The sequence below is a fragment of the Rhodococcus maanshanensis NBRC 100610 genome, from assembly GCF_001894865.1.
Lineage (GTDB): Bacteria > Actinomycetota > Actinomycetes > Mycobacteriales > Mycobacteriaceae > Rhodococcus_G > Rhodococcus_G maanshanensis.
This window is the reverse complement of sequence record NZ_BCXA01000022.1, coordinates 28,001-50,135: the sequence shown is the minus strand read 5'-3', so window position 1 is coordinate 50,135 and position 22,135 is coordinate 28,001. Positions and strand designations below refer to the sequence as shown.

Annotated in this window: 17 protein-coding genes; 10 read left to right on the top strand and 7 right to left on the bottom strand. The window is 68.9% G+C overall.

Features of this window, described 5'->3' with window-relative positions; all coding sequences use genetic code 11:
- Window positions 1-11: 11 nt before the first annotated feature.
- From RM1_RS12190 to glgX, 4 genes are all read right to left on the bottom strand, one after another.
- Window positions 12-1,769 (bottom strand): HNH endonuclease signature motif containing protein, encoded by a 1,758-nt coding sequence (locus RM1_RS12190; protein ID WP_072751597.1) that lies wholly within the window; start codon window positions 1,767-1,769, stop codon window positions 12-14.
- A 125-nt stretch (window positions 1,770-1,894) separates the two neighbouring features.
- The gene (locus RM1_RS12185) at window positions 1,895-2,704 is read right to left on the bottom strand and encodes a mycofactocin-coupled SDR family oxidoreductase (RefSeq protein WP_072751596.1); all 810 of its coding nucleotides are present in this window, start codon (window positions 2,702-2,704) and stop codon (window positions 1,895-1,897) included.
- A gap of 103 nt (window positions 2,705-2,807) precedes the next feature.
- The gene (treY, locus tag RM1_RS12180) at window positions 2,808-5,123 is read right to left on the bottom strand and encodes a malto-oligosyltrehalose synthase (protein ID WP_072751595.1); all 2,316 of its coding nucleotides are present in this window, start codon (window positions 5,121-5,123) and stop codon (window positions 2,808-2,810) included.
- Complete coding sequence (glgX, locus tag RM1_RS12175; protein ID WP_072751594.1) at window positions 5,120-7,225, bottom strand: glycogen debranching protein GlgX; 2,106 nt, start codon at window positions 7,223-7,225, stop codon at window positions 5,120-5,122. The genes treY and glgX overlap by 4 nt, the downstream gene beginning before the upstream one ends.
- 167 nt (window positions 7,226-7,392) lie before the next feature.
- On the opposite strand from glgX, the gene RM1_RS12170 reads away from it, so the two are divergent.
- The 5 genes from RM1_RS12170 to bioD all read left to right on the top strand — a co-directional run bounded on the left by RM1_RS12170 (window position 7,393) and on the right by bioD (window position 13,202).
- On the top strand, window positions 7,393-8,631 hold the full coding sequence (locus RM1_RS12170) for a PucR family transcriptional regulator (RefSeq protein ID WP_072751593.1): 1,239 nt from the start codon (window positions 7,393-7,395) through the stop codon (window positions 8,629-8,631).
- Between the two features lie 123 nt (window positions 8,632-8,754).
- A complete protein-coding gene (locus tag RM1_RS12165; protein ID WP_072751592.1) occupies window positions 8,755-10,005 on the top strand; it encodes a cytochrome P450 in 1,251 nt (416 codons plus the stop codon).
- 27 nt (window positions 10,006-10,032) lie between these two features.
- Window positions 10,033-11,328 (top strand): adenosylmethionine--8-amino-7-oxononanoate transaminase, encoded by a 1,296-nt coding sequence (locus RM1_RS12160; RefSeq protein WP_072751591.1) that lies wholly within the window; start codon window positions 10,033-10,035, stop codon window positions 11,326-11,328.
- A gap of 21 nt (window positions 11,329-11,349) precedes the next feature.
- The gene (locus tag RM1_RS12155) at window positions 11,350-12,504 is read left to right on the top strand and encodes an 8-amino-7-oxononanoate synthase (RefSeq protein WP_072751590.1); all 1,155 of its coding nucleotides are present in this window, start codon (window positions 11,350-11,352) and stop codon (window positions 12,502-12,504) included.
- Window positions 12,501-13,202: a dethiobiotin synthase gene (bioD, locus tag RM1_RS12150; protein WP_072751589.1), complete on the top strand. Its 702-nt coding sequence runs from the start codon at window positions 12,501-12,503 to the stop codon at window positions 13,200-13,202. The genes RM1_RS12155 and bioD overlap by 4 nt, the downstream gene beginning before the upstream one ends.
- Here the strand turns inward: bioD and RM1_RS12145 are convergent.
- On the bottom strand, window positions 13,172-14,461 hold the full coding sequence (locus RM1_RS12145; protein ID WP_072751588.1) for a cytochrome P450: 1,290 nt from the start codon (window positions 14,459-14,461) through the stop codon (window positions 13,172-13,174). The genes bioD and RM1_RS12145 overlap by 31 nt on opposite strands.
- 139 nt (window positions 14,462-14,600) lie before the next feature.
- On the opposite strand from RM1_RS12145, the gene RM1_RS12140 reads away from it, so the two are divergent.
- Genes RM1_RS12140 through RM1_RS12120 form a run of 5 tightly spaced genes read left to right on the top strand, consistent with a single transcriptional unit; the run spans window position 14,601 to window position 19,458 of the window.
- Window positions 14,601-14,885, top strand: a complete 285-nt coding sequence (locus RM1_RS12140) for an Rv0250c family protein (protein ID WP_072751587.1) — start codon at window positions 14,601-14,603, stop codon at window positions 14,883-14,885.
- Window positions 14,882-15,700, top strand: coding sequence for a succinate dehydrogenase subunit SdhC (sdhC, locus tag RM1_RS12135; protein WP_072751586.1), 819 nt, complete (start codon window positions 14,882-14,884; stop codon window positions 15,698-15,700). Before RM1_RS12140 ends, sdhC begins: the two co-directional genes overlap by 4 nt.
- 52 nt (window positions 15,701-15,752) lie before the next feature.
- On the top strand, window positions 15,753-17,705 hold the full coding sequence (locus RM1_RS12130; protein ID WP_072751585.1) for a fumarate reductase/succinate dehydrogenase flavoprotein subunit: 1,953 nt from the start codon (window positions 15,753-15,755) through the stop codon (window positions 17,703-17,705).
- Window positions 17,702-18,457, top strand: a complete 756-nt coding sequence (locus RM1_RS12125) for a succinate dehydrogenase/fumarate reductase iron-sulfur subunit (RefSeq protein ID WP_072751584.1) — start codon at window positions 17,702-17,704, stop codon at window positions 18,455-18,457. The genes RM1_RS12130 and RM1_RS12125 overlap by 4 nt, the downstream gene beginning before the upstream one ends.
- A 41-nt stretch (window positions 18,458-18,498) precedes the next feature.
- Entirely contained in the window at window positions 18,499-19,458 is a 960-nt protein-coding gene (locus tag RM1_RS12120) for an alpha/beta hydrolase (protein ID WP_218019698.1), read from the top strand.
- A gap of 20 nt (window positions 19,459-19,478) precedes the next feature.
- Here RM1_RS12120 and RM1_RS12115 read toward each other — a convergent pair whose 3' ends face one another.
- Window positions 19,479-20,600, bottom strand: a complete 1,122-nt coding sequence (locus tag RM1_RS12115) for a lipase family protein (RefSeq protein ID WP_072751582.1) — start codon at window positions 20,598-20,600, stop codon at window positions 19,479-19,481.
- Window positions 20,601-20,843: 243 nt separating this feature from the next.
- Window positions 20,844-21,551, bottom strand: coding sequence for a chymotrypsin family serine protease (locus RM1_RS26135; RefSeq protein WP_143069469.1), 708 nt, complete (start codon window positions 21,549-21,551; stop codon window positions 20,844-20,846).
- Window positions 21,552-22,135: the final 584 nt, after the last annotated feature.

Below are 22,135 nucleotides of genomic sequence, written 5' to 3'. Positions count from 1 at the left end.
ACGTGTCGGATTCAGAACGGTGGCGGGTCCGGCGGTGTCGCCTGCGGCGGTGGTGGGGTGTGGCCGCGGCGGCCGGTGATGCGTGAGGTGGGGGCGTGGAGGGTGTGGCTGCCGTGGGCGCCTGCGGGGAGGGTGATCGCGGTGGTGCCGGTGCTGGAGGTCCAGCGCAGGGTGTGGCCGGGCAGCGCGGTGACGGTCCAGAGGCCGAGGGTTTTGAGTTGGTGGTGGTACTGGCAGAGGCATTGCAGGTTGGTGGCGATAGTCCAGCCGCCGGCGATGGGGTCGTGGGCGCGGTATTCGATGATGTGGTCGAGTTGGCATCCGGCGGCGGGTCGGGTGCAGCCGGGGAATCGGCAGTGTCCGTCGCGGGCGTGGACGAGTGCGGTGGTGGCGGCGTCGGGGCGGTAGGTGAGGGCGCCGTCGGGTGGGGCGGCAAGGCCGCCGTGTCCGTCGGGGTGTTCGTGTCTGGCAAGGGTCGGATCAGCGTGTATGGCGGCAGCGATCGCCTCGGCCATGGTGCCGATACTGGTCGGGGGCGGTGGTGATGCCGTGCGCGGTCGCGGTGGAGCCGGCGTCGCGAATTCGGGGACGTACCCGGCTTTTCGGCGGCTGCCACGGGCGAGGAACGAGCGCAGGCAGAACCGCGGCGGTACCGATGGCGATGGGGGTGGTGTCTCGGGGTCGGCGGTGTTGTCGGTATCTGATTTCGACTCAACGTCACCGGGTGGGCCGGTGGCCGTGACGGATTCGGCTGCGCCGGGATTGGCGCCCTCGCCGTGAGTGACCAGCCCGAGCTCCTCGGCCAGGTTCAGTGCCTCGGTGAGCAGTGCCTGCCACGTCCCGTCCGCGGCCAGTGTGCGTGCCAGCTCCGGATCGATCAGCCCGTGGCCATGCAGGTACGCGGGCTTCGACAGCAACCCGAGCAGCGTCGCGACATCTATGGTGACCTGCGTCAGCGGCGCCCGCCGACCAGGCAGGGCGGTTCGTCCGACCTGGGTGCAGTCCTCACGCCCGCAACTACACTGCAGGTAGGGCTCGCCGTGCATGATCGCCAGCACCGAATCCACCAGCCGGCACTGCTTACCGCGCTTGTCGTACGGGCACACCTTGGCCGCGAACTCGGCGACCAATTGCATCACCTGCTCGGCCTCCTCCGGGGACACCGTGACCTCGATCGTGGAGGTGTTCCCCCGGGCTCGCTTGACGATCCGGCGCCCCAACTCCTGCGCGGTGTTTCGTTGCGCGGCCGCCTCCTGCGCCGAGAACTCCGAGACCAGCCGGCCGATTTCCCCGGCCAACGGTCCCGGCGTCAGTTGCCGTGCGGCCGCCACGATCCCCGGCTCCAACGCGGCCACCGTCTCCGGCTTCAGCCCCGTCGTCTCGCGACTGATCGCCCGCACCCGGGGCAGGTCCAGCTCGCCCGATTCGAACGCGGCCCGCACCGCGGGAAGTCGCAGCCGCAGGTCCATGCCCAACGACGCGTAGGACTCGGCCACGGTCTTCGAGCAGCCCATCCGGACCGCCAGCTCGGCGATCGCATTGTTGCCGCAGTCGACGATGTCGCCCGACCCCAACCGCGCATCGCGTTCGATCCACGATTCCCAGAACCGGCCCGCCGCCAACACCTTCCGCGCCGCGAACCGATTCTCCGCCCGACAGGACACGGTCACGTCGTCGAGAGCGGCGACATCGGCCAGCAGTGAGGCGACCTCCGCCTCGACGACGGACCTCACCTCGCCGACCCCGACCCCACCACCGGTCTCGAACATACATGCGATGGTACGCCGGGGGTCCGACACGAAACCGGACGTCGTTTCAGTGGCAGGTGTCGGCAGCGGCCGCAACGACAGACCGCCGGCCGAGTGATCTCGGCCGGCGGTTGCGTGGAGAGGGGTCAGCGCGCGGCGTTGCCCAGGTCGATCGGCATGTTGATGCCGGTGATGTGGTGCGCCTCGTCGGAGGACAGGAACGCCACCACGTTGGCCACGTCCTCGGCCGTGCTGAACCCGTCCGGGATCGAGGCCATGAAGGCGGGCGCGAGGGTGTCGGCGAAGCGCTCCATCAGCGGCAGGACATCGCTCATCACCATGCCGGTGGCGACGCCGTACGGGTGCACGCTGTTGACCCGGATCCGGTGCATGCCCAGCTCGTTGGCCATGGTCCGGGTCAGCCCCGCCATGCCGGCCTTGCTGGCGACATAGTGACCGAAGAACGGGGCGCCCTTGAGGCTCGACACCGAGCTGGTGAGGACGATGGAGCCGCCCTCGCCCTGCTCGATCAGCTTCGGGATCGCGGCCTTGCACGTGTAGAACGCGCCGGTGAGGTTGACGTCGATGGTCTCCTGCCACTGCTCGGGGGTGATCTCCCAGGACAGGGCCGCCGAACAGATGCCGGCGTTCGCGACCACGGCGTCGAGTCGGCCGAACGCCTCGATGCCCGCATCGAGCGCCGCGGTGACCGCGGCGAAGTCGCGCACGTCGGCCTTGGTGGCGACGATCTTGCGGCCCTGCTCCTCGACGAGACGGACGGTTTCCGCCAGGTCCTCCTCGGTGGCGCCCTCGTACGGGGTGGAGTTGAACTTCTTGCACGCGTCGAGGGCGATGATGTCCGCACCCTCCGAGGCGAACTTCACGGCCTCCGCCCGGCCCTGCCCGCGCGCTGCGCCGGTGATGAATGCGACCTTGCCCTCGAACCGATTCCCCATTGCTTGTAAGCCTCCCGCTGCGGTGTGAACGTGTTACAGATCACGGTAGGTGAAATTCCGTCATCGTGCGTCGGATCGTCTCGGTCAGTGGACGGAGCGCTGGTCAGGCGCGGGCGAGCAGTGTGACCGGTAGTCGGCCGAACAGCTCCTCGGCGGGAACCCTGCCGGTGAACACGTGGCCGTTCAGTCGGTCGGTCCAGGCGCCGGGAGGCAGCGCGACCGAGGTTCCGTGCCACCCGTGCTCGGACAGCGTGAAGCTGTGTCGGGTGGCCACCGCGATCACATCCTCGCCGCGCAGGAACCCGACCAGGTGGGAGGCGGCCGCACCCTCGGCGGTGACCGGCGAGTAGGTGCCGCCGACGAAGCTCGACGGGCGTTCGCGGCGCAGTCGCAGCGCCGCCCGTGTCACCAGCAGCTTCGCGACCGCGTCGACGGCCGACACCGGCCGCGGGTCGGCCGCCAGCCGGCGCCGTACGCCGAAGTCCACCGGGCGCCGGTTGTCCGGGTCCACCAGCGAGTCCTCCCACAACTCGGTGCCCTGATACACGTCCGGGATGCCCGGCCCGGCCAACTGCAGCAGCTTCTGCCCGAGCGAGTCGATCCGGCCGTGCGGCGCGAGGATCCGGACGAGATCCGACATCGATGCCGCGACCGGACCATCGATCACCTCGTCGATCCATGCGTGCACCCGTGACTCGAAGGCCGCATCCACGCGTTCCCAAGACGTCTGGACACCGGATTCCCGGGCGGCCTTCGTCGCGTACGCGTGCAGTCGCTCGCGCACCGTTGAGTCCGGGACGCCGACGACCGGCCACACCCCGAACATCGTCTGCCACAGGAACAGTCCGGTGGCGGGGTCCGGGCTCGGGGCGAGCTCCTCCCAGGCGCGTACCGAGCGGGACCACAGCCCCGCCGCCTGCGACAGCACGCCGATCCGGGCCCGCACGTCCTCGCCGCGCTTGGTGTCGTGGGTGGACAGCGTCGTCATCGCGGCCGGCCAGTCCCGCGCCCGCCTGGCCTGCGCGAGGTGGAACTGCGCCACCGAGATGCCGAACCGGCCCGGGTCGCCGCCCACCTCCTGCAGGCAGATCAACCGTGCGGTCCGGTAGAACAGGCGGTCCTCGACGGCCTTGGCCATCGCGGCGCCGCACACCTGCTGCAGCCGCGCCGCCGCCTCGCCCTCCGCGAGTACCGCCGCGGACAGCGCCGACAGCGCCCCGGCGAGCTCCGGATGCTCCCCGGACACGACGCCGATCGCCTCGCCGAGCGCACCGGACGTCGGGCCGTAGTCGGTGCGGTAGTACGGGATCAGCGCGACGGTCTCCGCCACGGCCGAGGTCAGTGCATCCGGGTCGACGTCCGAAGGGGCGTCGCGCCGGACCGCGCCGACCAACCGGCGGACCTCCGGGGCCAGACCGCCGCGCAGCACCTCGCGCTTGAGTGCGCGCTCGGACCGCCGCAGCGATTCGGCGTCGCCGCGGTCGCCGGTGCGCAGCAGGTGCAGGTCCGTCAGCTCCCGTTCGCCCGCCGGGTCGAGGAACACCCCGGTCAGCTCGCCGAGCGCGTCGTAGCCGGTGGTGCCGTCCACCGGGAGCGCGGGGTCGAGCGGTTCGCCTGGGGCCAGGATCTTCTCGACCACCAGCCACCGGTCCGGTCCGAGCAGCTCGCGCAGCCGTCGCAGGTAGCCCGTCGGGTCCGTGAGTCCGTCCGGGTGATCGATGCGCACCCCGTCGGCGAGGCCGTCCGACACCCAGGTCCGGACCTCGCGGTGGCTCGCCTCGAACACCGCGGGGTCCTCCTGGCGGAGAGCGGCCAGCTCGTTGACGGTGAAGAAGCGCCGGTAGCCGACGCGGCCGCTGCGCCAGTCGACCAGCTCGTACGCCTGCCGCGAGTGCACTGCCGCCGCATCGCCGCCGTCGGTGCCGGGGGCGATCGGGTATCGGTGGTCGTAGTAGGCGAGCATCGGCTCCTGGCCGGCCCGGTCGATCGTGAGCGCTTCGTCGTCGCCGAGCGCAGGCACCGCGAATCGTCCCTTGGCCCAATCGATGTCGAAGTACGACGAGTACGCGGACCCGTGGCCGTGCTTCAGCACGTCCCACCACCAGCGGTTCTGCCTCGGGTCGGCGACGCCGACGTGGTTGGGGACCAGGTCCACGATCAGCCCCATGCCGCGTCCGCGCAGCTCGGACGCCAACGCCGCCAAGGACTCCCGGCCGCCGAGCGCGGGCGACACGGAGGTCGGATCGGTGACGTCGTAGCCGTGGGTCGACCCCGTCGCCGCGGTCAGGACGGGGGACAGGTACAGGTGGGAGACGCCGAGATCGTCGAGGTAGTCCGCCAACTCCCTGGCATCGGCGAGGGTGAACGCGTCCCCGCGCAGCTGCAGCCGGTACGTCGCGGTGACCGCGGGCCCGGTCACGGGACCGAGCGCAGCACGACGACCGAGCGCGGCGCCACCTTCATCGTCCCGCCGCCGCCGACCACCGCGTCCACGAGGCCGGTGCCGGTGGCTGTGTCGAGCGCGACCGCCCAGTGTGCGCCGTCGCCGTCGTCGGGGACGGTGAACTCGAGCGCCTCGTCATGGGCGTTGAAGCACAACAGGAACGAGTCGTCCACCACGCGCCTGCCGCGCTGGTCGGGTTCCTGGATGCCCTCGCCGTCGAGGTACACCGCCAGCGACCGGCCGAACCCGCTGCCCCAATCATCCGCGGTCATCTCCTCGCCCGCCGGTGTCAGCCAGGCGATGTCGCGGATCTGCTCCCCGGACCGGATCGGGCCGCCCTCGAGGAACCGCCTGCGGCGGAACACGGGATGTGCGGCCCGCAGCGCGATCACGTTGCGGGTGAACTCGACAAGGTCCGCGTTCGTCTCGGCCAGCGACCAGTCCATCCAGGCGAGCGGTGAATCCTGGCAGTACACATTGTTGTTGCCGTGCTGGGTCCGGCCCATCTCGTCGCCGTGCGCGAGCATCGGGGTGCCCTGGCTGAGCATCAGGGTGGCCAGCAGGTTGCGCTGCTGACGGGCCCGCAGCGCGAGGACCTCGGGGTCGTCGGTCGGGCCCTCCACCCCGCAGTTCCATGATCGGTTGTGGCTCTCGCCGTCCTTGTTGTCCTCGCCGTTCGCCTGGTTGTGCTTCTCGTTGTAGGACACCAGGTCCGCGAGGGTGAAGCCGTCGTGTGCGGTGACGAAGTTGATGCTGGCGCTCGGCCTGCGCCCGGTGGCCTCGTACAGGTCGGACGACCCGGTCAGGCGGGAGGCGAACTCGCCGAGCGTCGACGGTTCGCCCCGCCAGTAGTCACGGACGGTGTCGCGGTACTTGCCGTTCCACTCGGTCCACAGTCCGGGGAAGTTGCCCACCTGGTAGCCGCCCTCGCCGACATCCCACGGCTCGGCGATCAGCTTGACCTGGCTGACGATCGGGTCCTGTTGCACCAGGTCGAAGAACGCGGACAGCCGGTCCACGTCATGCAATTCGCGGGCGAGCGTGGACGCTAGATCGAAGCGGAATCCGTCCACGTGCATCTCGGTCACCCAGTACCGCAACGAATCCATGATCAGCTGCAACGTGTGCGGGTGCCGGGCATTGAGGCTGTTGCCTGTGCCCGTGTAGTCCATGTAGTGCGCGAGGTCGCCCTCGACGAGGCGGTAGTACGCGGCGTTGTCGATCCCGCGGAAGTTGATCGTCGGGCCCAGGTGGTTGCCCTCGGCGGTGTGGTTGTAGACCACGTCGAGGATCACCTCGATGTCCGCCTCGTGGTGCGCCCGCACCATCGCCTTGAACTCGGTGACCGCACCGCCCGCCTTGGTGGATGCGGCGTAGTCGGCGTGCGGGGCCAGGAATCCGAAGGTGTTGTAGCCCCAGTAGTTCCGCAGTCCGAGGTCGAGCAGGGTCTGGTCGTGCATGAACTGGTGCACGGGCATCAACTCGATCGCGGTGACCCCGAGGCCGCGCAGGTGGTCGATGATCGCGGGATGCGCGAGGCCTGCGTAGGTGCCCCGAAGCTCCTCCGGCACAGCGGGATGGGTGGCCGTCATCCCCTTGACGTGCGCCTCGTAGATCAGCGTGTCGTGGTACGGCCGCCGGGGCGCACGATCGGACGCCCAGTCGAAGAAGGGGTTGATCACCACGGTGGTCATGGTGTGTCCGAGCGAGTCCGAGCCGAACGTGTGGACCGCGGGATCGGCATCGAATCCGCCGTCGAAGGCCTTGCCGTACGGGTCAAGCAGCAACTTGCTCGGGTCGCAGCGCTGCCCGGCGTCCGGGTCGTGCGGGCCGTGCACTCGGAATCCGTAGCGCTGACCGGGTGCGATCGCCGGCAGGTACGCATGCCAGACGAAGCCGTCGACCTCCTCGAGCGGCACCCGGGTCTCGGTGCCGTCCTTGGCGATCAGGCAGAGCTCGACCGCGTCGGCCACCTCGGAGAACAGCGAGAAATTTGTCCCCGCGCCGTCGTAGGTCGCGCCGAGCGGATAGGCGCTGCCCGGCCACACCGCGATGGCCGGGCTCTCCGTGTGTGCCATGACTCGACCCTAGCCCGCGCCGGTCGCGCGCTCCTGTCGACGCCGGGGCCCGCGCCGGCGGGGCGGTGGTCGGCCGGTATGTGCGATTCGCACAGTTCATTCGCCTCTGTTTGGGCATTCGTGCCATACGGTGTCGTGACATTGTGCGATCTGCACACAATGTCCACATGGGGTCGACTACCAGTCCGGGGTCAGCAGCTCGGTGGATGCGGGAGTACGTGAGCTCGACGTTCAGTCGCGCCGATTTCGAAGGGTTCATCGACCGGCTCGACTCGTCGATCTGCGCGGACGTCCCCGAGCTGGCGGCGGACGCGGAACTGCAACGCGACCTCAAGGCCGCGATCAGGAGCCAGTTCCGGGTCTTTCTCGGTACCGAGATCCCGGTCGACGGCGCCCGCCCTGCGGTGACGGTGTCCGGTGAGTCCCATGCGCTCGCCAGGACCATCGCCCGCCGCGGACTCGACCTCCGGGTGCTGTCCCAGTTCGACCATGCCTGCCACCGGGCCGTGCTCGGGTTCGCCACCGAGTTCATCGCCCAGGAGGACCTTCCGAACGACTTCACGGTGGCGCTGATGACGATGATGTGGGAGCAGACCAGTGAGTTGATGAACACGTTGCTCGAGGAGCTCAACACGACCTACACCCGCGAGCGGGAGAGCCTGTTGCGCGGCGCGTTCTCGCAGCGCATCGGCACGGTTCGGGACATCCTGGACGGCACCACCGTCGACGTCGCCCACGCGTCCGCGCGGATGGCGTACCCGCTGCACCGGTCGCATTCCGCCCTCACCGTGTGGGCGGAGGATCCCGCGCCGGGATTCGACCCCGTCGCCGACCTGGAGCCGATCGTTCTGCGGCTGGCCAGGGCGGTGTCCGCCACCGACGTGCTCTGCGTACCGTCCGGTGCCAGGGGCCTGTGGGCCTGGATGGTCGACGGGGATCGGCTCGGTACCGATCCGCAGCACGCCGCGCTGGTCCCGGCCGGGGTCCGGATCGCGGTGGGTGGCCCCGGCGTCGGGATCGACGGGTTCCGCAGCAGCCACCGCGAGGCGCAGGCCGCCCGGTCGATCGCCGAGAACGGCAGGCAACGCCGCACGCTCACCCGTTACCGCGACGTCGAGGTCGTGTCCCTGGCCTCGCAGGATCCCGCCGCGCGGTCCGCGCTCGTCGAGCGTGAGTTGAGGGGGATGCTGGGGGACGACGCCGCCTCCGAACGCCTGCGGGACACCGTTCGGGCCGTCCTGGCCTGCTGGGGGAGCCACGAGGCCGCAGCGCGGCGGCTTGGTGTGCACAAGAACACCGTTCGATACCGGATCCAGCGGGTGGAGGAGGTCCTCGGCCGGGATCTTGCGACGAATCGCCTGCCGCTGGAGCTGGCGCTGGAGTGCTTCGACACCTTCGGCCGGTGACCGGGATCCCGGTGTGCGGGTCACACAAATTGCGGTCTCGAGGTTGGCGAAATCTGCCAAGCACGAACCCTTTTCGCCATGTGACGCTCGTCTGGACACTCACCCGAGGACGAGGAGATCGCAGTGCCAACACCGAACATCCCCGACGGTTTCGACCTCACCGATCCGGCAGTGTACGAGGACCGGCTACCGGCCGAGGAGTTTGCGGACCTCCGCCGGACCGCGCCGGTCTGGTGGAGCCCCCAGTCTCCGGACAAGGGCGGCTTCGGCGACGGCGGGTACTGGGCCGTCACCCGACATGCCGATGTCAAGGAGGTCTCGCGCAACGGCGCCGTCTTCTCCACCTGGCAGAACACGGCGATCCCCAGGTTCGCCGATGACACACCGCGCGAGACGATCGACATGCTGCGGACCCTGCTGCTCAACATGGATGCGCCCGAGCACACCAAGCTCAGGAAGCTGATCTCCCGGGCGTTCACCCCGCGGTCGATCGCGGATCTGCGCCCGGCGTTGAAGGCCCGCGCCGAATCGATCGTGAAGCAGGCGGCGGCGGGCGGCAGCGGTGATTTCGTGTCGCAGGTGGCCGCCGAACTCCCACTGCAGGCCATCGCCGAGTTGATCGGCGTTCCGCAGGACGATCGCGGCAAGATCTTCGACTGGTCGAACCGGATGATGGGCTACGACGACCCGGAGTTCGCGGCGGCGTCGGTCACCGCCTCGACGGAGCTGCTGGGGTACGCGTACCAGATGGCGGAGCAGCGCAAGCGGTGTCCGGCGGGCGACCTGCTGACCACGCTCGTCGAGGCGGATGTCGACGGCGAGGCGCTCACCTCCGAGGAGTTCGGCTTCTTCGTGCTGATCCTCGCCGTCGCGGGCAACGAGACGACGCGTAACGCGATCACCCACGGGATCATGGCGTTCCTCGAGCATCCGGACCAGTGGGAGCTGTACAAGCGGGAGCGACCGGCGACCGCCGTCGACGAGATCATCCGTTGGGCGACACCGGTGCTCGGCTTCCAGCGCACCGCGCTCAGTGACACCGTGCTCGGCGGCCAGGAGATCGCGGCGGGGGACCGTGTGGTGATGTTCTACGCGTCGGCGAACTTCGACGAGGACGTCTTCGGCAACCCGATGGACTTCGACATCACCAGGGCCGACAATCCGCACCTGAGCTTCGGCGGCACCGGCGCCCATTACTGCATCGGCGCGAACCTCGCCCGCATGGAGGTGGGGCTCATGTTCGACGCGATCGCGGACCACATGCCGGATCTGAGCATGATCGGCGATCCGCGGCGCCTGCGGTCCGGGTGGATCAACGGGATCAAGGAGCTCCAAGTCGACTATCGGGGCGGGTGCCCGGTCCGGCACGGGTAGCGGGACGGCGCTCGCTAGGGTCCTGCTGTGCCACTTTCCACGCTGACCGCAGATCAGATCTCCCGTATCGACGCCGAGCACCTCTGGCATCCGTATGGCGCATTTCCGGCGTCCACCAGCGCGTTGGTGGTCGACAGCGCGAGCGGGGTGCGGCTGACGCTCGCCGACGGCGGGGAACTGATCGACGGGATGAGCTCGTGGTGGGCGGCCGTGCACGGGTACCGCAACCCGGTGCTCGACGCCGCCGCGACCGCCCAGCTCGGACGGATGAGCCACGTCATGTTCGGCGGGCTCACCCACGAGCCGGCCGCCCGCCTGGCCGAGCTGCTCGTCGAGATCACCCCGGACGGCTTGGACAAGGTGTTCCTCGCCGACTCGGGTTCGGTGTCGGTGGAGGTCGCCGTCAAGATGTGCATCCAGTACTGGCGCAGCCTCGGCAGGCCGGACAAGAAGCACCTGCTGACCTGGCGCGGTGGGTACCACGGTGACACGTTCGCCCCGATGAGCGTCTGCGACCCGGACGGCGGCATGCACTCGTTGTGGACGGACGTGCTGGCCCGGCAGGTGTTCGCGCCGGTCCCGCCGAGCGAGTTCGACCCGGCGTACATCGCCGAGTTCGAGCGGATCCTGCTCGAGCACCGGGACGAGCTGGCCGCGATCATCGTCGAACCCATCGTGCAGGGCGCGGGCGGCATGCGCTTCCACGATCCGCGGTATCTGACTGAGCTGCGTCGCCTCGCGGACGAGCACGAGTTGTTGCTCGTGTTCGACGAGATCGCGACCGGGTTCGGCCGGACGGGCGCCCTGTTCGCGGCCGACCACGCCGGGGTCGCCCCCGACATCATGTGCGTCGGCAAGGCTTTGACCGGTGGATACATGACCCTGGCCGCCACGCTGTGCAGCACCGCGGTCGCGGCGGCGATCAGCGCGGGGGAGGCCGGTGGGCTGATGCACGGCCCGACGTTCATGGCGAACCCGCTCGCCTGCGCGGTCGCCGTGGCGGCGGTGGAACTGCTGCTCTCGCGGGACTGGCGCGGGGAGGTGGCCGCGCTTGGCGCGGGGCTGGCGGCCGGGCTGGCGCCCGCGAGGGACCTGCCTGGGGTGGCGGACGTGCGGGTGCTCGGCGGCATCGGCGTGATCGAGATGGAGCGGCCGGTGGACATGCGGCTCACCACCGACGCGGCGGTGGCCGCGGGCGTGTGGCTCCGGCCGTTCGGGAAGCTGATCTACGCGATGCCGCCGTACATCTGCACCCCCGAGGAGGTCGCGGCGATCGCGGCGGGGATGGTGGCGGCGGCGCGGGCGACTGCGCCGGGGACTTGAACACCGTTCAAGTCCCCGCGTATGGTGCTTCCCGTGGCAAACGATCGCACCCCTCTGAGCTGGCTGGACGACGTAGCGCAGCAGCGCCGCGACGCCGGGCTGCGGCGTGAGCTGCGGCCGCGCACGCCCGCACCGGCGACGATCGACCTGGCCTCCAACGACTATCTCGGTCTGGTCCGGCACCAGGAGGTGATCGACGGCGCGATGGCGGCGCTGCGCCGCTGGGGTGCGGGCGCGACCGGATCGCGCCTGGTCACCGGGACCACCACCGAACACGAGCTACTCGAGCGTGAACTCGCCGAGTTCGTCGGCGCCGAGTCCGGGCTGGTGTTCTCCTCGGGGTACACCGCGAACCTCGGGGTGGTCACCGCGCTGTCCGGCAAGGGTTCGCTGGTCATCTCCGACGCGGGCAGTCACGCCTCCCTCGTCGACGCCTGCCGGCTCTCGCGGGCCCGGGTCGAGGTGGCCCCGCACGGCGATCTGGACCGGCTGCGCGACGCCCTCGCGACCAGGACCGAGGAGCGCGCGCTGGTGCTCACCGATTCGGTGTTCAGCGCCGACGGCGACCTGGCCCCGCTGCGGGAGATGCACCGGTTGTGCCGCGAGCACGGCGCGGTCCTGATCGTCGACGAGGCGCACGCTATCGGTGTGCGAGGGGACGGCGGCCGCGGCCTGGTCCACGAGCTCGGGCTGGCGGGGGAGCCGGACCTGGTGGTGACCGCGACGCTGTCGAAGTCGCTGGCCAGCCAGGGCGGGGTGGTGCTCGGCGCCGAGAAGGTGCGTGCCCATCTCATCGACGCGGCCAGGACCTTCATCTTCGACACCGGGCTCGCGCCCGCCGCGGTCGGTGCCGCTCGGGCCGCCCTCGGGGTGCTGCGCCGGGAGCCCGAACGGGCGACGGCGGTGCTCGACCGGGCGCGCGATCTGGCCCGGATCACCGCGGTGGGCGCGCCCGAGTCGGCGGTGGTCTCGGTGGTGCTCGGCGACGCTCAGCGGGCCTTCGACGCCGCCCAGGCCTGCCGCGAACGCGGACTGAACGTCGGCTGCTTCCGCCCGCCGTCGGTGCCGGAGGGCACCTCCCGGCTGCGCCTGACGGCGCGGGCGACCATCACCCCCGACGAGATCGACACCATCGAGACGGTTCTCACCGAGATCCTCGCCGGGGCACCCGCGTGAGCGTGCTGCTCGTCAGCGGGACCTCGACGGATGTCGGCAAGACCGTGGTGACCGCCGCGCTCGCCTCGGTCGCGTTGTCCGCCGGTCGCACGGTTGCCGTCTGCAAGCCGGCGCAGACCGGCGTCGGCGCCGGCGAACCGGGGGATCTCGCCGAGGTGCAGCGGCTTTCGGGCGTGGGCGAGGTGGTCGAGCTGGCCCGGTACCCGGAGCCGCTCGCCCCCGACACCGCCGCTCGGCGCGCGGGGATTGCCCCGGTTGACTGTGCCGAGGTGGTGGCCGCGGCCCGTGCGCTCGACGCCACTCACGACCTGACCCTCGTCGAGGGCGCGGGCGGGCTGCTGGTCCGTCTCGGGGCGAACGGCTTCACCCTCGTCGACGTGGCGCGGGAGCTCGGCGCGCCTGTCCTCGTGGTTGCCGCGGCGGGACTCGGCACCCTGAACCACAGCGCGCTGACGGTGCGCGCGCTCGAATCCGCCGGGGTGCCCTGCGTGGGGCTGGTCATCGGGTCCTGGCCGGCGGAGCCGGATCTCGCCGCGCGGTGCAACCTCGAGGAGCTGGCCGAGGTGACCGGCGTGCCGCTGCTCGGGTCCGTCCCGGCCGGCTCCGCCGGGCTCGACCGGGAGGCGTTCGCCGCCGCGTCGTCCGGGTGGTTCGATCCGGTGCTCGCTCAGTGCTTGACGGGGCAGCCGCTGCCGTAGTCGACATCGAACCGCTTGATCCCGTTGAGCCAGCCGGAGCGCAGGTGTTGCGGGTCGCCGAGGCGGGAGATGTCCGGCATCCGGTCGGCCAACGCGTTGAAGATCAGGTCGATCTCGAGCAGCGCGAGGTTCGCACCGAGGCAGAAGTGCGCACCCGAGCCGCCGAAGCCGAGGTGCGGGTTGGGATCCCGGGTGATGTCGAACCTCGTCGGATCCTCGAACACGTCCTCGTCGAAGTTCGCGGAGGCGTAGAACATCGCGACCCGGTCGCCCTTGCGGATCTGCTGGCCGCCGAGCACCGTGTCGGCGGTCGCGGTCCGCTGGAACGCGGTCACCGGGGTCGCCCACCGGACGATCTCGTCGGCGGTCGTGGCCGGTCGCTCCCGCTTGAACAACTCCCACTGGTCCGGGTTCTCGAGGAACGCGATCATCCCGTGGGTGATGGCGTTGCGGGTGGTCTCGTTGCCCGCGACCGCGAGCAGGATCACGAAGAACCCGAACTCCTCGGGGGTGAGCTCGTCGCCGTCGATGTCGGCCTGGATCAGGGTAGTCACGATGTCCTCGGCCGGGCACCTGCGGCGGGCGTCGGCCAATTGGTAGGCGTACCCCAGGATCTCGGCAGATGCGGTCAGCGGATCGGTGTCGTAGTCCGGGTCGTCGCCGCCGGTCATCTCGTTGGACCAGTCGAAGAGTTTGCGGCGGTCTTCCTGTGGCACCCCGATGAGTTCGGCGATGGCCTGAAGCGGCAGCTCGCAGGCCACCTGCGAGACGAAGTCGCCGCTGCCAGAGGCCGCGGCAGCCGCGACGATCTTCTCGGCGCGTTCCGCGAGGGTTGCGCGCAGATTCGCGATCGCTCTCGGCGTGAACCCGCGGGCGACGAGTTTGCGCAGCGTGGTGTGCTCCGGGGCGTCCTTGTTCAGCATGATGAGCCGCTGCATCTCGAGGTTCTCCGGTGTGATGCCGTCGTCGACCCGGACCATCGCGGTCTTCTCCCAGCTCGAATAGAGCTCGGAGTTCCTGGAGATCTCCCGGATGTCGGCGTGCTTGGTCACCACCCAGTAGCCCTCGTCGTGGTAGCCGCCGACACCGGGCGGCTGCGGGTTCCACCACACCGGGCAGTGCGCACGCAGCGCGGCCAGCTGGGTGTGCGGCACACCGGTGACGTACAGGTCGGGATCGGTGAAATCGAACCCCGCGGGCAGGTCGAGTCCCGGGATCGAGGCCTGCGGTGCGACCCCATGACCACGCTGCGACACCATGCGTCCGCCCTTCTCTCGGTCCGGCACGGCGCCCGATTCCGGACCGGATCCGACGAATTGCCCAGCCGGATGCGGGGGTCGTGGTGATGCGCTTACCGTAGTGTGATAGCAATCACATCATCGGGTCTCGGAGGTTCGAATGTCCACCACCGAAATGATGGAGCTGCAACGCACGATCGGGCACCTGCGGCAGTGTGTCGGCTCGCTTCGCACGGTTTACGGCGACGCGGCGGCCGTCCGCAGGCTCGCCAACGATGTGGAGCGGCTCGATATCGACGCGGGCGACCTCGACGAGTCGCCTCCCCGGATGACGCACGGCGGGCAGCACGAGCGGGTGCCAGTGCCGGACACCCCATATGACCAGGCGCTGTGGCTGGGTGCCGACGACGAGGGCGTAGGCGGTCATCCCCACGAGCGCCGGTGAGCGCGCCGGCCAAGGTGTCCGGTGGCGTCGCCGGGCCCTCGCGCGCGCGGATCTCCGCGCGCACCCTGCGGACCGACCGATGGTGGCTACCCCCACTGCTGACGACTCTGGGGCTGGCCACCTTTGTCGTGTACGCGAGCATCCGGTCCTGGGTCCGGACCGCCTACTGGGTTGATCAGTACCACTACCTGACCCCGTTCTACTCGCCCTGCCTCAGCGATTCCTGCGTGCCGGGGTCCAGCCATTTCGGTACGCCCATCGGAGAGCTGCCGATGTGGATCCCGCTCGGGTTCCTGGTGCTGCCGTTCCTGCTCGGCTTTCGGCTCACCTGCTACTACTACCGCAAGGCCTACTACCGCTCCGTCTGGTTGGCGCCCGCGGCGTGTGCGGTCGCCGAGCCGCATGCGCGGTACACCGGCGAGACGCGGCTGCCGCTGATCCTGCAGAACGTCCATCGCTACTTCTTCTATGCGGCGCTGATCGTCTCGCTGATCAACACCTACGACGCGATCGCCGCCTTCCACGGCGAGGGCGGTGGGTTCGGCTTCGGCCTCGGCAACGTCATCCTGCTGGTGAACGTGATCCTGCTGTGGGCGTACACGCTGTCCTGCCACTCGTGCAGGCACATCACCGGTGGCCGGCTCAAGCACTTCTCGGCGCACCCGGTCCGGTATCGGCTCTGGACCCTGGTCAGCCGGCTCAACACCCGGCACATGCAGCTCGCCTGGACGACACTCGCGACGCTGATGATCACGGACTTCTACATCATGCTCGTCGCCAGCGGCACCATCTCCGACCTGCGCTTCTTTCATTGAACCCGAGCGTTGATTGATCCGAGCACCAACCGAGATCGAAGGGGGACCGCCCGTGGCCGAGGTCGAACGGCACACCTACGACGTCGTCGTGATCGGCGCGGGAGGCGCGGGACTGCGCGCGGTCATCGAGGCCCGCGAACGCGGGCATTCGGTCGCTGTCGTCTGTAAGTCGCTGTTCGGCAAGGCGCACACCGTGATGGCGGAGGGCGGATGCGCTGCCGCCATGGGCAACGCCAACTCCAAGGACTCCTGGCAGGCGCATTTCCGGGACACCATGCGCGGCGGCAAGTTCCTCAACAACTGGCGGATGGCCGAGCTGCACGCCCGCGAGGCTCCCGACCGGGTGTGGGAACTGGAAAGCTATGGCGCGCTGTTCGATCGGACCGAGGACGGCCGGATCAGTCAGCGCAACTTCGGCGGCCACACCTATCCGCGGCTGGCGCACGTCGGGGACCGCACGGGCCTGGAGATCATCCGCACCATGCAGCAGAGGATCGTCGCCCTGCAGCAGGAGGACTTCGCCGAGACCGGCGACTACGAGGCTCGCATCAAGGTGTTCGCCGAGTGCACCATCACCGAGCTCCTGCGCGAGGACGGCCGGATCGCAGGCGCATTCGGCTACTGGCGCGAATCCGGGCGGTTCATCCTGTTCGAGGCGCCCGCGATCGTGATGGCGACCGGCGGGATCGGCAAGTCCTTCAAGGTCACCTCGAACTCGTGGGAGTACACCGGTGACGGGCACGCCCTTGCCCTGCGCGCGGGAGCGAACCTGATCAACATGGAGTTCGTGCAGTTCCACCCGACGGGGATGGTGTGGCCGCCGAGCGTGAAGGGCATCCTCGTCACCGAGGGGGTCCGCGGCGACGGTGGGGTGCTGAAGAACTCCGAGGGCGAGCGGTTCATGTTCTCCTACATCCCGCCGGTGTTCAAGGGTCAGTACGCCGAGACCGAGCAGGAGGCGGACGGCTGGCTCACCGATCCGGACAACAACCGCCGCACGCCCGACCTGCTGCCGCGCGACGAGGTGGCAAGGGCGATCAACTCGGAGGTCAAGGCCGGGCGGTCCACCCCGCACGGGGGCGTCTACCTCGACATCGCCTCCCGGATGCCCGCCGACGAGATCGTGCGTCGGCTGCCGTCCATGCACCACCAGTTCAAGGAGCTCGCCGACGTCGACATCACCAAGGAGTCGATGGAGGTCGGGCCGACCTGTCACTACGTGATGGGTGGCATCGAGGTGGACCCCGACAGCGGATCGTCCAGTCTCCCCGGCCTGTTCGCGGCGGGGGAGTGCTCGGGCGGCATGCACGGGTCGAACCGGCTCGGTGGGAACTCGCTGTCGGACCTGTTGGTCTTCGGACGCCGCGCAGGCCTCGGGGCCTCGGACTACGTGGACTCGCTCGACCGCAGGCCGGTGGTCGACGAGGCCGACGTGACCGCGGCCGCCGCGATGGCGCTCGCGCCGTTCGACCCGCCGGGTGACGGTGAGGCCGCGGAGAACCCGTACACGTTGCACACCGAGCTCCAGCAGACGATGAACGACCTCGTCGGGATCATCCGGACCGACGGCGAGATCCGTGAGGCGCTGACGAAACTGGAGGAGATCAGGAGGCGGATCCCCGGCGTCACCGTAGAGGGACACCGGCAGTTCAACCCGGGCTGGCACCTCGCGGTCGACCTGCGGAACATGCTGCTGGTCAGCGAATGTGTCGCGAAGGCGGCGCTGATGCGCACCGAGAGCAGGGGCGGGCACACCAGAGACGACCACCCCGCCATGGACGCGGGGTGGCGGGGCACGTTGTTGGTGTGCAGCGTCGTCGGCGGCGCGGAGACCGCTGCGGCCACCGTGGTGCCCGATGTCACGGTCGCACCCGAACCCCAACAGGCGATGCGCGAGGACCTGCTGGCGCTCTTCGATCTCGGCGAACTGTCCAAGTACTACACGGACGCCGAACTCGCCGATCATCCGGACTCGGCCGGAATAGGAAGTGAGGGCCTGTCATGACCTACGACGCCAGCTTCAGGGTGTGGCGCGGTGACGTGGACGGCGGTGACCTGCAGGACTATTCGGTGCCGGTCAACGAGGGCGAGGTGGTCCTCGACATCATCCACCGCCTGCAGGCCACCCAGGCGCCGGATCTGGCGGTGCGCTGGAACTGCAAGGCGGGCAAGTGCGGATCGTGTTCGGCCGAGGTCAACGGCAGGCCCCGGCTGCTGTGCATGACCAGGATGTCCACGTTCACCGAGGACGAGGTCATCACCGTGACGCCGATGCGGACCTTCCCCGTGATCCGGGACCTGGTCACCGACGTGTCCTTCAACTACCAGAAGGCCAGGGAGATCCCGTCTTTCACGCCGCCTCCCGGGCTGAATCCGGGGGAGTACCGGATGAAACAGGTGGATGTGGAGCGGTCGCAGGAGTTCCGCAAGTGCATCGAGTGCTTCCTGTGCCAGAACACCTGTCACGTGGTGCGCGACCACGAGGAGAACAAGCAGGCCTTCGCCGGACCGCGGTTTCTCATGCGGGTCGCCGAGCTGGAGATGCATCCGCTCGATGTCGCCGACCGCCGCGACGCCGCACAGGCCGAGCAGGGGCTCGGCCTGTGCAATATCACCAAGTGCTGCACCGAGGTGTGCCCGGAGAACATCCGCATCACCGACAACGCGTTGATCCCGATGAAGGAACGCGTCGCCGACCGCCGCTACGACCCGATCGTCTGGCTGGGCAACAAACTGTTCCGGCGTGGCGAGGGCTGAACCCGGTCGGCGGACACCATGTTCGACGAGGGAAGGAAGCTCTGATGTCCAACGAGCCGGTTCTCGAGCGCGCCGCCAAGGAGTTCGCCGACGCGACGGCGGTGCCGCCGTTCATCTACGAACTACCCGTGGCGGAGGGCCGTGCGAAATTCGACGAGGTGCAGGCGGGTGACACGATCGCCCCTCCGGTCGACGTCGAGGACCGAGTGATCCAGGGCGGGCCTTCCGGGGAGGTGTCGGTCCGCATCGTTCGGCCCAAGGGTGCGAGCGGGACCCTGCCCGTCATCCAGTACAACCACGGCGCGGGGTGGGTCTTCGGCAATACCCACATCTACGACCGGCTGATCCGTGAGCTGTCGGTGGGCGCGGATGCGGCCCTCGTGTTCCCTAACTACAGCCTCTCGCCCGAGGCCAAGTACCCGACGGCGATCGAGGAGATCTACGGCACCGCCGGTTGGATCGCCGAACACGGCGCCGACGAGGGTCTCGACGCGACCCGCTTCGCGGTGGCGGGCGACAGTGTCGGCGGCAACATGACCATCGCCCTCACCCTGATGGCGAAGGAGCGCGGTGGTCCCGACTTCCTCCAGCAGGTGCTCTTCTACCCGGTGACCGACGCGGGCCAGGACACGGACTCGTACCGTCAGTTCGCGGACGGCTACTTCCTCACCGCGGGCGCGATGGCCTGGTTCTGGGACCAGTACACGACCGATCCGGAGGAGCGCGCCCAGGTGCTGGCCTCGCCGCTGCGCGCCGGCACGGAGATGGTGGCGGGCCTGCCCCCTGCGTTGGTCGTCAACGGGGAGGCCGACGTCCTGCGCGACGAGGGCGAGGCCTACGCCAACAAGCTACGTGCCGCGGGCGTGCCGGTGACCGCGGTGCGATTCCAGGGCATGATCCACGACTTCGTCATGCTCAACGCGTTGGCCGACACGCACGCCGCCCGCGCCGCGATGCTGCTCGCGACGACGACGCTGCACGGGGCGCTGCACGGGGTCTGAGGGCCGTGGCGTCCTCGGGCTCATGGAGCCAGGAAGGCCTCGCGGACAAAGTCCGTCGCGTCGGGCAGCGACAACCGCATCGTCCCGAGGTGCCCGGCCGGATAGGGCCGGAAGGTGAAGCGCTCCCCGTTGCCCGCGAGGTCCGCGACCAGTTTCAGGGTCAGCGGCGCCGGGACGACCTCGTCGAGCACCCCCTGCCCGACGAAGAACGGGCGGTCGTATCCGCGGACGGGGATCTCCAGCATCTCGCGCAGGGCCGAGAGGATCACCGGGTCGTCCAGCTGCCGGGAGAGCAACTCGCCGATCGAGATTCCCGCGAACGCCTCGGCGGCCTCGAGGTAGCAGAGCGATTCCGCCCGGTCGAGCACCTCGCGGCCGAGCGGGCTGAGATAGCCGTCGAGGTCGATATCGGGTCGGGTGGCCCGTAGCCCGGCCAGCAGGTACGAGATGAACACGGTGGTGCCGGTCAGCGGGAGCTCGGGAAAGCCAGGGCCGCCGAGCGGCGCGAGGTTCTCGATGTTCGACGGAACCCCGAGGCCGACGGCGCCCCGGTAGTCGAGTTCAGGGGCGTACGAGGTGGCGAGCGAGGCGGCGACCATCGCGGCCTGGCCGCCCTGAGACTGGCCGAGCGCCACCCACTTCCTGGAGAGGGACGGGACGATCGCGCGCGCCGCGCGGACCATGTCGACGACGCTGTGCGCCTGTGATCGGCCGTCGAGATACGGATGGATCCCCGGGGTACTCAGGCCCACGTAATCGGTGGCGACCACGGCGTACCCCTGGGTCAGCCAGCGCGTCAGATAGCCGCCGCCGAGCACTCCGGTCGCGGTCGGCGCGCACTCGTCGGCGAGCCCGACCGCGCCGTGCCCCCATGACACCACCGGCCAGCCGCCGGGCGGGGCCTGGCCCGGCGGGATGAAGACCGCGCCGGTGCTCAGCGCCGGCCTTCCGCCTGGGCCGGTGGACCAGTAGGTGACCACAGAGGCGTCGACCGCGTCCGGGATCCAGAACTTGTGCGGCAGCTGTCGGGACGCGGTGACGCTGCCCGGCGGGCCGGTTGGGACCGTAGCGGCGGGCGCGGCAAGCGCAGTCGTAGTGAGGAGCATCGCGGTCAGTATTGCCGCGGCCAGGCGCGCGTACATGACCTAAGTGTGGACCCGCGGGGCGCGGGCATCACAGGTGTAGGGATTTTCAAGTGCATGGGATTGCACTTTCTCTGAGACATTTAGCCGTGCAGATACACGGCCACAAACATGAAACGGCCGACCCAAAAAGGTCGGCCGTTCGCGTTAGCTGTTGCGCGCCTATGCTCTGTGTCGGTTTAGTGTGTGTTGTGGAGGAGGTTTCCGGACCGGCCTCCCACACAGTGTGCATTGTACGGTTGGTCAGTTATTGACTACCACAAACCCGCGACCCGGAGCGCCTGCGGGGAGGGTGTTCAGGTGCGCAAAGACGGCCCCAATGTTCGTGTACTCACTTCCGGAAATACTGACACTACGAACAATGCCGACCAGCCCTGTGTAGCTGGGTGCAACTGTGAGTCCCGCCCCGGAGTCTCCCGCAGATACGTAGGCGAAGTTCCAGATGGTGGACCCGTTGTTGGTCATGGTCAGGCCGCAGGTTTTCCCTGTAGTGCCGCCGTACTTACAAACAACGTCCTGGAACGGCCGGGGATTCGACCCAATGTGGTCGATGCGCCCGAGTGGGCCCTGGGACTTAATGTTGACCTTGTCCGGATCGAGCACGAGGAATGCGTAGTCCGGCCCCGGCCGGGCATTTCTGCGTGTGGACGAGATATGTCCGACCACTCCGGCGTCTGGTTTATCTTTGAGCCAGATCGGGGATCCATCGGGGACGCTCGAGCCACAGTGGCCCGCAGTCAGAGCAACAAGGTTGCCAGACTCGTCCGTACCAACGGCCGCGATGGTGCACCAACCGGAATGGCTATCCGGGATGTTCAGGTCAGTAGCCCAGCGCATACCAGAGGCAACGTCGACCTTGGCGGGAGCCTGAGCCGCGGCAACATTGGCGCCGAGGACCGAGGAGACCGCAACGGCAACTGCCGCTGCGAGTGTCGCGATTTTCAAACGCATGGGGTGGCACTTTCTCCTTGTTGAGGCTAGCCGTGTGATTCACGACTAAACACGGACGGCCGAATCGAGGATCAACCGTCCGTATTAATTTGTATGTTGTGTTTCCGCTAGTGCGGACAATTTGCGATGGTATCAGGTCCATCCTGCGGATTGCAGTGCTTGCGTTCCGTTCGGAGGCCCGGGCAATGAGTTCGGATTCTTGGTGGTCATTCCACTTTCGATTAGAAAGGCGGGGTCGGTCATCGCGAGCTCTGTGGAGGGGACTCAGCTCCGATGGTCCTCGATGATGGACGACCACGTTGATGTTCAGTGCCCGACAGGCTCGGAGAAATAGATGAATATGGAATTACCCTCGCAGGCTCGCGCGTGAGACGGAGGCCGCGGTGATCGCGGTGACGCCCGAGAGAGGTATGCCCACCGTGGACCCAAACACGCTGGCGGAGTCGGATCGCCTATTCGCTCGCGAAATTATCGCAAATTTGAAGTCGTTCGAAACTCCGCGTCGGGCCTCCTCGGGTTGCCCAATTTCCCAAGGGTTGGGTGAGTCGTGCTCATTTGTGTGCAGAGAGACTCCTGGCGGAAGC

Excerpts from the sequence above, each read along its gene's own strand:
- RM1_RS12190 (WP_072751597.1), bottom strand. The coding sequence starts at position 1,769 with ATGTTCGAGACCGGTGGTGGGGTCGGGGTCGGCGAGGTGAGGTCCGTC.
- RM1_RS12185 (WP_072751596.1), bottom strand. The coding sequence starts at position 2,704 with ATGGGGAATCGGTTCGAGGGCAAGGTCGCATTCATCACCGGCGCAGCG.
- glgX (WP_072751594.1), bottom strand. The coding sequence starts at position 7,225 with ATGGCACACACGGAGAGCCCGGCCATCGCGGTGTGGCCGGGCAGCGCC.
- RM1_RS12170 (WP_072751593.1), top strand. The coding sequence starts at position 7,393 with ATGGGGTCGACTACCAGTCCGGGGTCAGCAGCTCGGTGGATGCGGGAG.
- RM1_RS12155 (WP_072751590.1), top strand. The coding sequence starts at position 11,350 with ATGGTGCTTCCCGTGGCAAACGATCGCACCCCTCTGAGCTGGCTGGAC.
- RM1_RS12145 (WP_072751588.1), bottom strand. The coding sequence starts at position 14,461 with ATGGTGTCGCAGCGTGGTCATGGGGTCGCACCGCAGGCCTCGATCCCG.
- RM1_RS12140 (WP_072751587.1), top strand. The coding sequence starts at position 14,601 with ATGTCCACCACCGAAATGATGGAGCTGCAACGCACGATCGGGCACCTG.
- RM1_RS12125 (WP_072751584.1), top strand. The coding sequence starts at position 17,702 with ATGACCTACGACGCCAGCTTCAGGGTGTGGCGCGGTGACGTGGACGGC.
- RM1_RS12115 (WP_072751582.1), bottom strand. The coding sequence starts at position 20,600 with ATGTACGCGCGCCTGGCCGCGGCAATACTGACCGCGATGCTCCTCACT.
- RM1_RS26135 (WP_143069469.1), bottom strand. The coding sequence starts at position 21,551 with ATGCGTTTGAAAATCGCGACACTCGCAGCGGCAGTTGCCGTTGCGGTC.